The organism is Streptomyces novaecaesareae (assembly GCF_000716875.1).
Taxonomy (GTDB): Bacteria; Actinomycetota; Actinomycetes; order Streptomycetales; family Streptomycetaceae; genus Kitasatospora; species Kitasatospora novaecaesareae.
Genome location: NZ_JNWQ01000131.1, coordinates 1 through 11,810 on the forward strand (window position 1 = coordinate 1; position 11,810 = coordinate 11,810).

At 73.2% G+C, this 11,810-nt stretch carries 12 protein-coding genes; 5 read left to right on the forward strand and 7 right to left on the reverse strand.

Going from position 1 to position 11,810, the window contains the following annotated elements; all coding sequences use genetic code 11:
- The first annotated feature begins 174 nt into the window (after nucleotides 1-174).
- Both OP86_RS30890 and OP86_RS30895 read left to right on the forward strand, forming a co-directional pair.
- Nucleotides 175-867 (forward strand): TetR/AcrR family transcriptional regulator C-terminal domain-containing protein, encoded by a 693-nt coding sequence (locus OP86_RS30890; RefSeq protein ID WP_051831063.1) that lies wholly within the window; start codon nucleotides 175-177, stop codon nucleotides 865-867.
- 5 nt (nucleotides 868-872) lie between these two features.
- The gene (locus tag OP86_RS30895) at nucleotides 873-1,391 is read left to right on the forward strand and encodes an isochorismatase family protein (RefSeq protein ID WP_030060715.1); all 519 of its coding nucleotides are present in this window, start codon (nucleotides 873-875) and stop codon (nucleotides 1,389-1,391) included.
- A gap of 32 nt (nucleotides 1,392-1,423) precedes the next feature.
- Here the strand turns inward: OP86_RS30895 and murQ are convergent, their stop codons facing one another.
- The 3 genes from murQ to OP86_RS30910 form a co-directional block, all read right to left on the reverse strand.
- Nucleotides 1,424-2,419, reverse strand: coding sequence for an N-acetylmuramic acid 6-phosphate etherase (murQ, locus tag OP86_RS30900; RefSeq protein WP_078589365.1), 996 nt, complete (start codon nucleotides 2,417-2,419; stop codon nucleotides 1,424-1,426).
- Nucleotides 2,420-2,477: 58 nt separating this feature from the next.
- A complete protein-coding gene (locus OP86_RS30905) occupies nucleotides 2,478-3,158 on the reverse strand; it encodes a DUF6445 family protein (RefSeq protein WP_030060713.1) in 681 nt (226 codons plus the stop codon).
- A gap of 84 nt (nucleotides 3,159-3,242) precedes the next feature.
- Nucleotides 3,243-3,890 carry a TetR/AcrR family transcriptional regulator gene (locus OP86_RS30910; RefSeq protein ID WP_030060712.1) on the reverse strand — a complete coding sequence of 216 codons (648 nt, stop codon included), beginning with the start codon at nucleotides 3,888-3,890 and terminating at the stop codon, nucleotides 3,243-3,245.
- A 151-nt stretch (nucleotides 3,891-4,041) separates the two neighbouring features.
- Here OP86_RS30910 and OP86_RS30915 point away from each other — a divergent pair, with 151 nt between their 5' ends.
- Both OP86_RS30915 and mca read left to right on the forward strand, forming a co-directional pair.
- Entirely contained in the window at nucleotides 4,042-5,490 is a 1,449-nt protein-coding gene (locus tag OP86_RS30915) for an MDR family MFS transporter (protein ID WP_106973558.1), read from the forward strand.
- 76 nt (nucleotides 5,491-5,566) lie between these two features.
- Nucleotides 5,567-6,469: a mycothiol conjugate amidase Mca gene (mca, locus tag OP86_RS30920; RefSeq protein ID WP_030060710.1), complete on the forward strand. Its 903-nt coding sequence runs from the start codon at nucleotides 5,567-5,569 to the stop codon at nucleotides 6,467-6,469.
- Nucleotides 6,470-6,582: 113 nt separating this feature from the next.
- On the opposite strand, the gene OP86_RS30925 is transcribed toward mca, so the two are convergent.
- Nucleotides 6,583-8,079, reverse strand: coding sequence for an extracellular catalytic domain type 1 short-chain-length polyhydroxyalkanoate depolymerase (locus OP86_RS30925; RefSeq protein WP_030060709.1), 1,497 nt, complete (start codon nucleotides 8,077-8,079; stop codon nucleotides 6,583-6,585).
- A gap of 248 nt (nucleotides 8,080-8,327) precedes the next feature.
- Here OP86_RS30925 and OP86_RS30930 point away from each other — a divergent pair, with 248 nt between their 5' ends.
- Nucleotides 8,328-8,876 carry a PaaI family thioesterase gene (locus OP86_RS30930; RefSeq protein ID WP_030060708.1) on the forward strand — a complete coding sequence of 183 codons (549 nt, stop codon included), beginning with the start codon at nucleotides 8,328-8,330 and terminating at the stop codon, nucleotides 8,874-8,876.
- Nucleotides 8,877-9,028: 152 nt separating this feature from the next.
- Here the strand turns inward: OP86_RS30930 and OP86_RS30935 are convergent, their stop codons facing one another.
- The 3 genes from OP86_RS30935 to OP86_RS30945 all read right to left on the reverse strand — a co-directional run bounded on the left by OP86_RS30935 (nucleotide 9,029) and on the right by OP86_RS30945 (nucleotide 11,761).
- Nucleotides 9,029-10,027: a YdcF family protein gene (locus OP86_RS30935; protein ID WP_030060707.1), complete on the reverse strand. Its 999-nt coding sequence runs from the start codon at nucleotides 10,025-10,027 to the stop codon at nucleotides 9,029-9,031.
- A 166-nt stretch (nucleotides 10,028-10,193) separates the two neighbouring features.
- The gene (locus OP86_RS30940) at nucleotides 10,194-11,009 is read right to left on the reverse strand and encodes a lysophospholipid acyltransferase family protein (RefSeq protein ID WP_033334137.1); all 816 of its coding nucleotides are present in this window, start codon (nucleotides 11,007-11,009) and stop codon (nucleotides 10,194-10,196) included.
- The gene (locus OP86_RS30945; protein WP_033334141.1) at nucleotides 11,006-11,761 is read right to left on the reverse strand and encodes a GNAT family N-acetyltransferase; all 756 of its coding nucleotides are present in this window, start codon (nucleotides 11,759-11,761) and stop codon (nucleotides 11,006-11,008) included. The genes OP86_RS30940 and OP86_RS30945 overlap by 4 nt, the downstream gene beginning before the upstream one ends.
- Nucleotides 11,762-11,810: the final 49 nt, after the last annotated feature.

Consider the following 11,810-nt stretch of genomic DNA (forward strand, 5'->3'; position numbering starts at 1 on the left):
GGGCCGGGAGGGGCGGCGTCGGGAGGGGTCGGGGGCGGGGGGCATGCGGGGGCGGATCCCTTCGTGGTCGGCGGCGTTTTCGTGCCGCGTTCCTTATCGCTGATAAATTCCAGCTCGGGAACTTATCGGCGATAAGGTGGGTCCGGCAAGTGCATTACCCGGGAGGCTGATCGAATGGCGCTGCAACGCGACGAGGTGGTGCGCACCGCGCTGCGCGTGCTCAACGAGGAGGGCATCGACGGGCTGACCACCCGCCGGCTCGCCCGCGAACTCGGCGTCCAGTCACCGGCGTTGTACTGGCACTTCAAGAACAAGCGGGAACTGCTCGACCTGATGGCCGAGGCGATGCTCGCCGAGGCCCTCCCGCCCGACCGCCAACCGGACCCGGAGCACTGGCCCGAGTGGATCGCCGCCGACGCCCGCGCCAAGCGCCACGCCCTGCTCGCCTACCGCGACGGCGCCCGGGTGCACGCCGGAACCCTGCCCACCGAGGACGAACTCCCGGCCGTCGAAGCCCAGTTGAGTGCGCTCTGCGGGGCCGGGCTACGCCCGCGCACGGCGCTGCGGCTGCTGTTGACCGTCGACCGGTACATCATGGGCTGGGTCACCGAGGAACAGGCCTGGCGGCAGGGCGCCGCCGACCGTGACCGGCCGCCGTTCCCGGACGAGTCGCTGCGCGACCTCCCGCTGCTGCGCGAGGCGGCCGACGTGCTGCGGATGACCGACCACGACGCCGACTTCGAAGGCGGGCTGCGCGTGTTGATCGAGGGGTTCCGGGCGGAGATCGCCCGGGAGGCGGGGGGTTCGCTGGGGGACTCGGTGGGGGCAGAGCCTTCGGCGGCGGGAGGCGGGGGTGGGCTAGCGTGAGGCCCATGACCACCGTTGATCGCCGCAGTGCGGCCCTGGTCCTGATCGACCTGATGGACCGGATCGTCGCCAACCCGCTTGCGCCACGCGCCGGTTCGGAGGTGGTGGCGACCTCGCTGGAGCTCGCCCGGGCCTTCCGTGCCGCCGGTGCCCCCGTCGTCGCCGTACGGGTCGAGCGGCCGAACGTCGCCGAGCAACCGCCCGGGAGCGAACTGCTCGCGGAGGTCGAGGCGGTGGCCGACGAGGTCGTGGTCAAGCGCACCATCGGCGCCTTCCAGGGCACCGGTCTGCACGAACTGCTGCAGGCACGGGGCGTGCAGACCCTGGTGTTCACCGGGATCGCGACCAACCTCGGGGTGGAGTCGAGCGCCCGCGCGGCCTCCGACCACGGCTATGAGGTGGTGTTCGTCGAGGACGCGATGACGGCGCTCACCGCGGAGGAGCACCGGGCCTCGGTGGAGCTGGACTTCCCGCGCCTCGGCGAGGTCGTGGCGGCGGCGGAGCTGCGGCTGGGTCGGGGCTGATCCACGGGGGCCGGGCGCGGTCTCGGCCCGGCTCAGCCGCCGTCGGCCGTGCGCGGCGTCGCGCGTAGGGCCTCACGCAGGTGGCCGTTCGCGGCGGTGAGGAGGCGGGTGGCGGTGGGTGCGTCCACGTCGGCGAGCAGGACGAGGATCGCGTCCTTCGCCCGGCCGTCGGTCGAGGCCAGGGCGTGGCGGACGGCGTCCTCGTCGGCGCCGGTGGCCTCGGCGACGATCCGGCGGGCGCGCTCGCGCAGCTTGGCGTTGGTGGCCCGGACATCGACCATCAGATTTCCGTACGTCCGGCCGAGGCGGACCATCACAGCCGTCGACAGCATGTTGAGCACCAGCTTCTGCGCGGTGCCCGCCTTCAGCCGGGTCGACCCGGCCAGTACCTCCGGGCCCACCTCCACCTCGATGCCCAGCTCGGCGGCGGCCGCCAGCGCCGAACCGCGGTTGCACGCCAGGCCGACCGTCAGCGCGCCGGCGGCCCGCGCGGCCCGGACGGCCGCCACCGCGTACGGCGTCCGGCCGGACGCGGAGACACCGACCAGGGTGTCGGTGGCGGTGAGGCCGAGCGCGGCCACGTCGGCCTCGGCGAGGTCGGGGCGGTCCTCGGCGCCCTCGACGGCCTCCGTGACGGCCGCCCGGCCGCCCGCGATCAGGCCCACGACCAGCGCCGGATCGGTGCCGAAGGTCGGCGGGCACTCCGCGGCGTCCAGCACACCGAGCCGCCCGGCCGATCCCGCGCCGGCGTAGACCAGCCGTCCGCCGCGCGCCATCCGGGCGGCCACCGCGTCCACCACCGCGGCGATCCGCTCCAGCTCCCCGGCGACGGCGGCGGGCACGGCGCGGTCCTCGGCGTTCATCAGGCCGAGCAACTCGGGGGTGGGCAGCTCGTCGATCGCGGCCCAGTCGGGGCGGATCTTCTCCGTGGGTGGCACGGGGGTGTGGTCGTGGTCGGTGCGGTCGGTGCGGTCGGTGCAGTCGGTGCAGTCGGTGTGGTCGGGGAGGTCGGTGCGGCTCTTGTGCATGGGGCGAGCGTCCCCGGGCGGGGGAGGTGTGAATCCCCATGGCGCGTTTCTGCGGGGGTCAGGCCATCCAGAAGAACACGGCCGTCATCCGGCGCTGCGCCAGCTCGTCGCCGTAGTAGGTGGTGGCGCTGTGGATCAGGTTGGCGTGGTAGAGCAGCAGTTGGTTGTAGCGGTTGGGGACGCGGACGTCCTCGACGAAGTGGTCGGCGGGCACGCGGCGGGTGCCGAGTGCCTCGACCAGGTTATTGTGCGGGGCGTTGACCAGGTTGCCGCCGAGGCGGCCGCCGGGGAACTGCTGGCGGTAGAAGCTGGTGCCGGCGTCCTTGGGCGCGCCCGGGCTGAGGTAGAGCACGGCGGCGTAGCGGCAGAGCGCGCGGGAGTCGGTGTGCGGGCGGGACTCCGACTCTCCGTCGCCGACGACCTGGATGCAGTTGTGGTTGAGGGTGCCGCCGTCCGGGGTGCCCTGCACCCAGAGCCGCGGGGCGCCGGTGGCCTTGCGGACCAGGGCCTCGACGCGGGCCAGTTCGTCGGGCTCCAGGCCCGGCATGGTGCGCAGGCCGGGCCAGGCCTCGGGGCGGTACGGGTAGCCCTCGGTCCAGTCGCCGCGGGCCAGGCAGCGCTCGCGGACGGCGTCCGGATCGGGCAGGACGTCGTTGAGCACCCAGTAGTCCCGGCCCCGCGTGGGCTTGCGGTACGGCAGGACCGGCAGGGTGGTGGGCCTGATGGGCTGTGAGGGCATGCGCTGACCATAGGGGCGGTGATCGCCAACGTTCTGCCGTGAGCAGGTCAACCTTTCGTCAAGGCGCCCGGGCCGGACGGACCGTCAGGCCTCCCGTACGGCGAAGCCTCCCAGGGCGCCCTCCAGCCGGTCGTAGGCGCTGATCGCCGAGGGCCGTACCGCGGCGGCGATCGCGGCGTGGTCCTCGTCGGCCAGGGTGCGGCGGAACACCTCGGCGACCAGGGCCCGGTCGACGGCGGCGAGCAGCGCTGCGGCGACCCGGCACTCGAAGCCGACGGGTCTCTCGTGCACGGCCTCGGCCAGGGCCGCGGCGAGGGCCGTCTCGCCCTGCTCGTGCAGCTCGCGCAGCCGGGCCGTCAGCGCGGGGCTGTCGAGGACCGTACGGGCGAAGGCCGGGCCGGAGAAGCCGAGCCTGGGATCGTGCCGGTCGATCCCGGCCAGGCAGTCGCGGCGCAGTGCGGCCAGGGCGGACTCGCCCGGGGCGCGGGCGGCGACGGCCCGGGCGAGCCGGCCGACGATCTCCTCGTGCAGGTCGAAGAAGAGGTCCTCCTTGCGCGGGAAGTGGTTGGTGACGGTCATCTTGGCGACGCCCGCGGCGGCCGCGACCTCGGCGATGGTCGTCCGGTCGAAGCCCTGCTCGATGAAGAGCCTGGTCGCGGCGTGCGAGATCGCCTCGCGGGTGCGGCGCTTGTTGAGCTCGCGCAGGTTCGGTGGTGTCCCGGTCTCGGTCATGGCGGGAGCCTAGCGCAGTTAACTGGGTCGAGTACAGGAATTAGGCTTGACCTAATCACTGGGTCCGTCCTAAGTTCTTCCCAGGCGGCCGGGGAGGCCGTCGGAGGAGCCGCCGGACGGGCGGCTCACGGGACGTCACAGGGGAGGGCGCATGACCACATCCGTCACCGCGAAGAGCCGCCGAGGGGGAGTCCGGGCGGGGAGTCCGGAGCCGATTCCGCCGGGTCTGTGGAAGATGAGCGCGGTGCTCGCGCTGGGCCCGGTGCTCGCGTTGCTCGACACCACGATCGTCAACGTCGGCATCGACTCCGTCACCCGCGATCTGCACAGCTCGATCGCGGCGGTGCAGTGGGTGGCCACGGGATACCTGCTGGCGATCTCGCTGACCATGCCGCTCTCGGGCTGGGCCGCCGGCCGCTTCGGGGCCCGGCGGGCGTGGCTCGCCTCGGTCGTCCTGTTCGTGCTCGGCTCGGCGCTGTGCGGCCTGGCCTGGTCGACGGGCAGTCTGATCGCCTTCCGGGTGCTGCAGGGGATCGGCGGCGGCATGATCCAGCCGCTCGGCCAGGCGATCATCGTACAAGCGGCCGGGCCGTCCAGGATCGGGCGGGTGATGGGCACCCTGATGCTCCCGATCAGCCTGGCCCCCGTCCTGGGGCCGATCCTCGGCGGGCTGGTGCTGGAGCACCTCGACTGGCGCTGGATGTTCCTGTTGAACGTGCCGGTCGGGCTGCTGACCTTGCTGCTGGCGGCCCGCTGGCTGCCGGCCGACGAGGCGTCGGACGCGCCGAGGCCACGGCTGGACGTGATCGGCCTGGCGCTGCTCTCACCCGGTCTGACCGGGCTGGTCTACGGGCTCTCGACGGTCGGTGACGGTGGAACGGTCGGCTGGGTCGCCCTCGTGGCGGGCGCGCTGATGGTGGCGCTCTACGGCGGGTACGCGCTGCGGGTGGGCCGCCGCGGTGTCCGGACGCCGCTGATCGACCTGCGGCTCTTCGCCCGGCGCGGCTTCACCGTGGCGACGGCGAACAGCTTCCTCCAGGGCGCCGCGCTCTACAGCTCGATGTTCCTGGTACCGCTCTACTACCAGCAGGTGAAGCACGCCGGGGCGGTGGAGGCCGGCCTGCTGCTGGCGCCACAGGCCCTCGGCACGGCGGTGACCGCGATGCTGGCCGCGCGAATAACCGACCGCGTCGCGCCGCGGCCGCTGATCATGATAGGCATCGCCTGCTCCCTGGTCGGCACGCTCGCGTTCACCCAGCTGGGCAGCGGCTCCGACCCGGCCGACTGGCTGATCGCCGGCTCGCTGGCACTGCGCGGCGCAGGCATGGGGATCATCGCGATCCCTGGCCTGGCGGCTGTGTACGGGAGCGTCGAGAAGGCCCAGGTGCCGGCGGCGGCCGGTGCGGTGAACGTGCTGAACCGGGTCGGCGGGGCGCTCGGAACGGCGGTGCTGACGCTCGCCCTCCAGCAGGCGCAGCACGGCCGGCCGGACCAGCCGGGCGCGGCCTTCGGCGAGACGTTCTGGTGGGTGCTGGCCCTGTCCGCGCTGGCGATCGCGCCCGCCTGGCTCTACCCGAACACCCGTAGGAACGCTCTCTGACAATCCATCGGTCCGCCGGCAGCCAGCCATCGGACCATCGACCGACCACCACGACCGACGACCACGGAGGTACCCAATGTTCACCAAGCACCCCGGCGGCCTGCGCCTGCTCACCGTGCACGCGCACCCCGACGACGAGTCCAGCAAGGGCGCGGCCACGCTCGCCCGGTACGCCGCCGAGGGCGTGGAGGTCCTGGTCGCCACCTGCACCGGCGGCGAGCGCGGCTCGGTGCTCAACCCGGCGATGGATCGGCCCGAGGTCCGGGCCGACCTCGCCCGGATCCGGCGCGAGGAGATGGCGGCCGCCCGCGAGATCCTCGGAGTGCGCCAGCAGTTCCTCGGCTTCGTCGACTCCGGCATGCCCGGTCCGGACGAACCGCTGCCGGAGGGCTGCTTCGCCGCTCAGCCGGTCGAGGCCGCCGCTGCGCCGCTGGTCGCACTGATCCGGGAGTTCCGCCCGCAGGTGGTGGTCACCTACGACGAGACCGGCGGGTACCCGCACCCTGACCACGTGATGACCCACCGGGTCACCGTCGAGGCCTTCGAGGCCGCCGCCGACCCGGAGCGTTTCCCCGAGGCGGGCGAGCCCTGGCAGGTGTCCAAGCTCTACTACCACCAGGCACTCTCCCGGGCCTGGTTCCAGACCCTCCACGACGCCATGACGGAGCACGGTGTGCCGTCCGACATGGGCGAGCTGCTCGCCGAATGGCCCGACACCCCGCCTGCCCTGGCCACCACCACCCGGATAGCGTGCGCCGAGCACTTCGCCGTACGGGACGCGGCGATGCTGGCGCACGCCACCCAGGTGCAGCCGGGCGTCGCGTTCATGTCCCACCCGCGGGAGATCGAGCGCGAGGTCTGGCCGACCGAGGACTACCACCTGGCCCGGAGCCTGGTGCCCGCGGTCGGCGGGGCGGCCGCGGGGGCGTTCGAGGACGACCTGTTCGTCGGGGTCAGGTCGGGGGAGGGGGTGGGCTGAGCCGTCGGCGGGGTGCCGCTACGTCGGTGGGCCGTTGCCCCGACGGCCGTTGGTCGGTGGGCTGTTGCCCCGACGGCCGTTGGCCCGACAGCCGTTGGCCGGTCGGCCGCTGGTCAGCACTGGCCGTCGGCAAGCACGTAGAAGCCGGGGCCGGTCTGCTGCAGGGTGTGGGTGACGAAGGTGTTCCAGAGCCCCATGTTCTGGCCCGAGCCGAGGGCGTAGGTCAGTCCGCCGCTCTGGGTGGCGCGGCCGGCCAGGACCTGGTCGTAGTTGCTGGCGGTGAAGCACTGGGCAGCGCCGCCCGGGGTGGTCGCCGTGACCGTCGCGGACCGGGCGCCGACCGTGCCGGATGCGTCGACCGCCGCCACGGTGTAGCCGTAGGTCGTGCCGGCGGTGAGCCCGGTGTCGGTGAAGGACACACCGGTGGCACTGCCGACCTGGGTTCCGTCGCGGTAGACCCGGTACGAGGCCGCACCGCTGACGGCCTGCCAGCCGAGCGCGACCGAGGTGGCACCGGCCGGGGTCGCGGTCAGCCCGCTCGGGGCGGGCAGGCCGGGGGAGGTGGGCCCGGTGCCGCCGTCCAGGCCCCAGAACTGTGCGGTGTAGTAGCTGGAGCAGATCGTGTCGAGGAAGTAGGCGCCGGTCGCCCCGCACTGGTCGGCGCCGGGGCCCGGGTGGACAGCCAGTCCGTGGCCCATCCCGCTGACCGTGAACAGCGCCACGGCAGGCCGTCCGGACGCGTCGGCGTATAGCTCCTGGGTGGTGCCGCCCGGGAGGCTCCGGGTGCCGGTCGGCCGGGGGGCGATGCCCTGGACGTTCGTCCACTGGTCGCGCAGCTCGGTCGCGTTCACCGGCCGGACGGTGGTGTCGGCGCTGCCCTGCCAGATCGCCACCCGGGGCCACGGCCCGGTGTAGCCCGGGTACGCGGCTCGGACCTTGTCGCCCCACTGCGCCGGGGTGAGCCCCTGGTCGGTGTTCTGACAGCCGGAGGCGGCACTCTGGGCGGTGGCGCAGTGGGCGGGCAGCCCGGAGTCGATCGCCCCGCCGGCGAACACGTCGGGGTAGTCGGCCAGCAGGTCGGCGGCCATCCCACCGCCGGCCGAGAGCCCGGTGACGAACACCCGTTGGGCGTCCGAACCGTACAGGGCCTTGGCCTTGGCCACCATCTCGGCGACCGACTCCGCCTCCCCGACGCCCCGGGCGTCCTTGCCCGCGTCGAACCAGCTGAAGCAGGACAGGCTGTTGTTGGCGCTGCCGGTCTGGGGGAACACCACCGCGAAGCCGTACTGGTCGGCGAACTTGGTCCAGCCGGAGTTGCGGTAGTAGTCGTTGGCGCTCTGCACGCAGCCGTGCAGAGCGACCACCAGGGGAGCGCCGCCGGGCAGACCAGCGGGGGTGTAGGTGTACATCGCGAGCTTGCCCGGGTTGGCGCCGAAGCCGGTGACCTGCTGGAAGGTCCCGCCCGCGGAGTCGGTGACGGCGGCGGTGCTCACAGCGGAGGTGCCGGGAACGGAGGTTGTGGGGTCCGCGGTGGCCGGGGCCGGTGCGGCGGTGGCGACCGCCAGGGCGACGGCCGTCAGCAGTGCGGCGGCGACGGGGCGCAGAGGCATCGGGGCTCCTGGGTGGGGGAGGAGTGGGGGCGGGATCCCGTGCAGCGTGGCGCGCTGCGCACCCCTGAGCCATGTGGTGGTCACCCGAGGTCCACCGCCCGGGCATGGCGCGGACCGCCATGGGCGTTCCGTCGGGCGGGGGTCGCACCGGCGGGCGTCGTACGGGCGCGGGTCGCACCGGCGGGGCTCGTGCAGCCGTACACCGGAAGGCACTTGAGACGCGGCGTCGAACCGGGCAGGTTGATCCCATGACGACTTCCGAGATCGACTCCGACGAGCAGCAGTCCCCGGCCGGCCTGGAGCGGCGCACCCGGACCCACACCTGGACGGCCGGCCCGCCGATCGCCGAGTACGCCCACTTGACCGGGGAGGAGATCCTGCTGGAGTGGATCGCCGGGCGCATCCCGGAGCCCCCGATCTGCAGCACCATGGGTTTCCACCTCATCGAGGTGAAGCCGGGAACGGCGGTGTTCGAGGGCCACTTCGGCGACCACCTCCACAACCCGATGAACACCGTGCACGGCGGATACCTGGCCACCCTGCTCGACTCGGCGCTCGGCTGTGCCGTGCTGAGCAAGTTGCCGGCCGGATTGGGCTACACGACCACGCAGTTGAACGTCCACATGCTGCGCCCGCTGTTCGCCGACTCGGCGCCGGTGCGCTGCGAGGCCGAGGTGCTGCACCTCGGCCGGACGATGGCGACCGCCGAGGCCCGGGTGGTCGGCACGGAGAACGGCAAGCTCTACGCGCACGCCACCACCACCTGCGCGATCCTGACGCCCCGCCCGGCGGTCTGACGGTCCGACGGCCTGACGGACCGACGGGATCATCCGACGGGGTCGACGGAAACGGCCGGTGGAACGGCCGGTCGAACGGCTGGGCCCCGGCCGCCACGGCGACCGGGGCCCGAATCCCGTTGAACGCGGTGAACCCGAAGGCACAGGGGAGTTCAGAGGGCCGCGAGCACTCCGCAGAGCGCGAGGAGGCCACAGATCCCGAAGTTGACGAGCTTGTGGGAGAGGAACACCGCCGCGAACTCGCGGATGGTCGCGCTCGGCCAGTAGTACCTGGCTGTCGGCGAGCCGAAGACGTGCCCGTCGACGCCGGTCTTGCGGGCCATCAGCGCGGCCCGGAAGGCGTGGAAGTTGTTGGTGACCACGACGCAGCGGTAGCCGGGCTTGGCCTGCTCCATGATCGCCTTGCTGAAGAGCAGGTTCTCCTCGGTGGTGCGCGAGCGGTCCTCCCGCTCGATGTGCTCGGCCGGGAAGCCGCGTTCGACCAGGTAGTCGGCCATCGCGTGGGACTCCGGCAGCTTCTCGTCCGGGCCCTGGCCGCCCGAGGTGATCAGCACCGGCGGGTTGCCGCGCGCGGCCTGCTTCTCGTACACCTCGCGGCCCCGGTTGAGCCGACTGGCCAGCAGCGGCGGGACGCGCTCGCCGCCGATCAGCCCGGAGCCGAGCACGACCACGAAGTCCACGTCCCGGCGCGGCCGGTGGCGGCCGTAGAGGAAGGCGTAGCCGACGAAGCAGACGAACAGGAAGGAGACGTAGAGGACCACCAGGACGGCGGTGCCCGCCAGGATGGCCAGCCGCCGGGAGCCGGTGACGAGGGCGGCGAGCAGCAGCACGTTGACGGCGATGATGCCCAGCCCGGCGAGCAGCGACAGCAGGTTGGCCGGGCGCCTGCCCTCCTTGCGGATCATGGTCATGCCGTTGGAGAGCAGGAACCAGATCAGGGCCAGCGTGCCGACGGCCGGCACCAGGATGATGGCCGCTGCCACGATCTCCACCACCAGGGTGGGCGCCTTGCGGAGTTCGGCGAGCAGGGCGAGAGAGAGGAACGAGACGGCGATGCCGAGGAGGACGGCGTTGCTGAACTGGCGACGGTCGCGTAGTACCCCGACTCCGAACAACAGGAAGAACAGGGCTGCTGGGGCATAGGCGATCACGCCTCGTATCGTAGGGGGTTCGTAGGAAGGGCCCACTTGTACGAACGGTCCAGCCGCGGTTGCCGGTCCGGGGCAGTCAGGCAGTCAGGCAGTCGGGTCGTCGGGTCGTCGGGTCGTCAGAGGCCGAGGCCCAGCAGGCCCGGCCGGCCGCCGTCGTGGCGGCCGGTCAGTGGATCCCTTCGACCGCCGCCTGCGCCCTGCGGGCCAGGTCGCGCCGGGCGCCGGCCCGGGTGGGCTGCGGTCCGGGCGGCGGGATCGGCGGCAGGAACGTCACCTCGGCGACCAGCCCGCGCGCCGCCACCACCCGGGCGAGGGAGGTGAGCAGTCCGTCGTCCCCGACGAAGGCGGGGACGCTGGTGGGGCGCCCGTCCGCCAGCCGGTAGCGGATCGTCACCGGCTGGACGAAGGCGCCCGCCTCCACCGCCGCCTGGAACAGCGCGGGCCGGAACCGGCCGCTCTCCCGCCCGCACCAGGTCGAGCCCTCCGGGAAGACGATCACCGGTTGCCCGGAGCGCAGCATCTCGGCCACCGCCGTCACCGTGTCCGGCAAGGTCCGCAGCCGGTCGCGGTCCAGGAAGACGGTGCCGCCCCCGGCGATCAGCCGCCCGAGCACCGGCCACTGCCGGACCTCGGTCTTGGCCAGCGACCGGCCTGGCCGGCCGACCGCGAGCAGCGGGATGTCCAGCCAGGACACGTGGTTGGCCACCACGAGTACCCCGCCGCCACCCGGGCCGCCGCCGGCCCCGGTCAGGTGGACGGCCACCCCGAGAGTGCGGAGCAGGACGCGCGCCCAGAGCCGGATCAGCCGGTCCCGGGTGTCGTATGGGAGCAGGCGGACCGGCGGAGTGAGCACGACGCCGGCCACGACGGCCGCCAGACAGGCCGTCAGCCGCAGTACCCGTCGCGGGTGGGAGACCTCGGGTGACGGTTCGGCCAGGCAGGTCTCGGGCCGGCAGGTCGCCGTGGGCAGCCAGACGCTCACGACGCGGTGCCCAGTCCGGGCAGCCCGGAGAGGAAGTGCCGCAGGTAGCGCGGGTCGGTGCGCTCCAGCGACAGCAGCACGTACAGGTCGGCGCAGTCGAAGTCCGGGTCGTACGCGGGCTCGCCGCAGACCCAGGCGCCGAGCCGCAGGTAGCCGCGGAGCAGGGCGGGCAGGGCGCCGCGCTCGGCGCGTGCCACGCCGGTGGCGTCCCAGCGGCGGTGCGGGGTGACCCCGTACTCCGCGGGGGCGAGGTGTTTGGCGCTGACGGTGTCCCAGACGCGGGCGGCGGTGGCGCCGCCGTCCTCCAGGCCGATCGAGCAGCAGCCGCCGACCCAGGTGTTGCCGGTGTCGGCCAGGTAGCGGGCGATGCCGCCCCACATCAGGTTGATGACGGCGCCGTTGCCCCGGTGGTCCGGGTGGATGCAGGAGCGGCCGAGCTCGACCAGGCCGGGGCGGAGGGGCGCCAGGGCGGAGAGGTCGAACTCGCCCTCGGAGTACAGCCGTCCGGCCCGCCGGGCGGCTTCGGGGCGCAGGAGTCGGTAGGTGCCGACGACGGTGCCGTGCTCGCCCTCGCGGACCAGGAGGTGGTCGCAGTACTCGTCGAGGGCGTCGATGTCCAGGCCGGCGACCGGGCTGTGCAGGACGGCGCCCAGTTCGGCGGCGAACACCTGGTGGCGCAGCCGCTGGGCGGCCCGGACGTCGTCCTCGTCCCGGGCGAGGGAGACGGTGTAGGCGCTGTCTCTTATACACATCTCCGAGCCCACGAGACAGGCAGAAATCTCGTATGCCGTCTTCTGCTTG

Bases quoted from the DNA above. Each gene is read 5' to 3' on its own strand.
- OP86_RS30905 (WP_030060713.1), bottom strand. From the start codon at position 3,158: ATGCCCTCACAGCCCATCAGGCCCACCACCCTGCCGGTCCTGCCGTAC.
- OP86_RS30930 (WP_030060708.1), top strand. From the start codon at position 8,328: ATGACGACTTCCGAGATCGACTCCGACGAGCAGCAGTCCCCGGCCGGC.
- mca (WP_030060710.1), top strand. From the start codon at position 5,567: ATGTTCACCAAGCACCCCGGCGGCCTGCGCCTGCTCACCGTGCACGCG.
- OP86_RS30895 (WP_030060715.1), top strand. From the start codon at position 873: ATGACCACCGTTGATCGCCGCAGTGCGGCCCTGGTCCTGATCGACCTG.
- murQ (WP_078589365.1), bottom strand. From the start codon at position 2,419: ATGCACAAGAGCCGCACCGACCTCCCCGACCACACCGACTGCACCGAC.
- OP86_RS30945 (WP_033334141.1), bottom strand. From the start codon at position 11,761: ATGTGTATAAGAGACAGCGCCTACACCGTCTCCCTCGCCCGGGACGAG.
- OP86_RS30910 (WP_030060712.1), bottom strand. From the start codon at position 3,890: ATGACCGAGACCGGGACACCACCGAACCTGCGCGAGCTCAACAAGCGC.
- OP86_RS30925 (WP_030060709.1), bottom strand. From the start codon at position 8,079: ATGCCTCTGCGCCCCGTCGCCGCCGCACTGCTGACGGCCGTCGCCCTG.
- OP86_RS30915 (WP_106973558.1), top strand. From the start codon at position 4,042: ATGACCACATCCGTCACCGCGAAGAGCCGCCGAGGGGGAGTCCGGGCG.
- OP86_RS30890 (WP_051831063.1), top strand. From the start codon at position 175: ATGGCGCTGCAACGCGACGAGGTGGTGCGCACCGCGCTGCGCGTGCTC.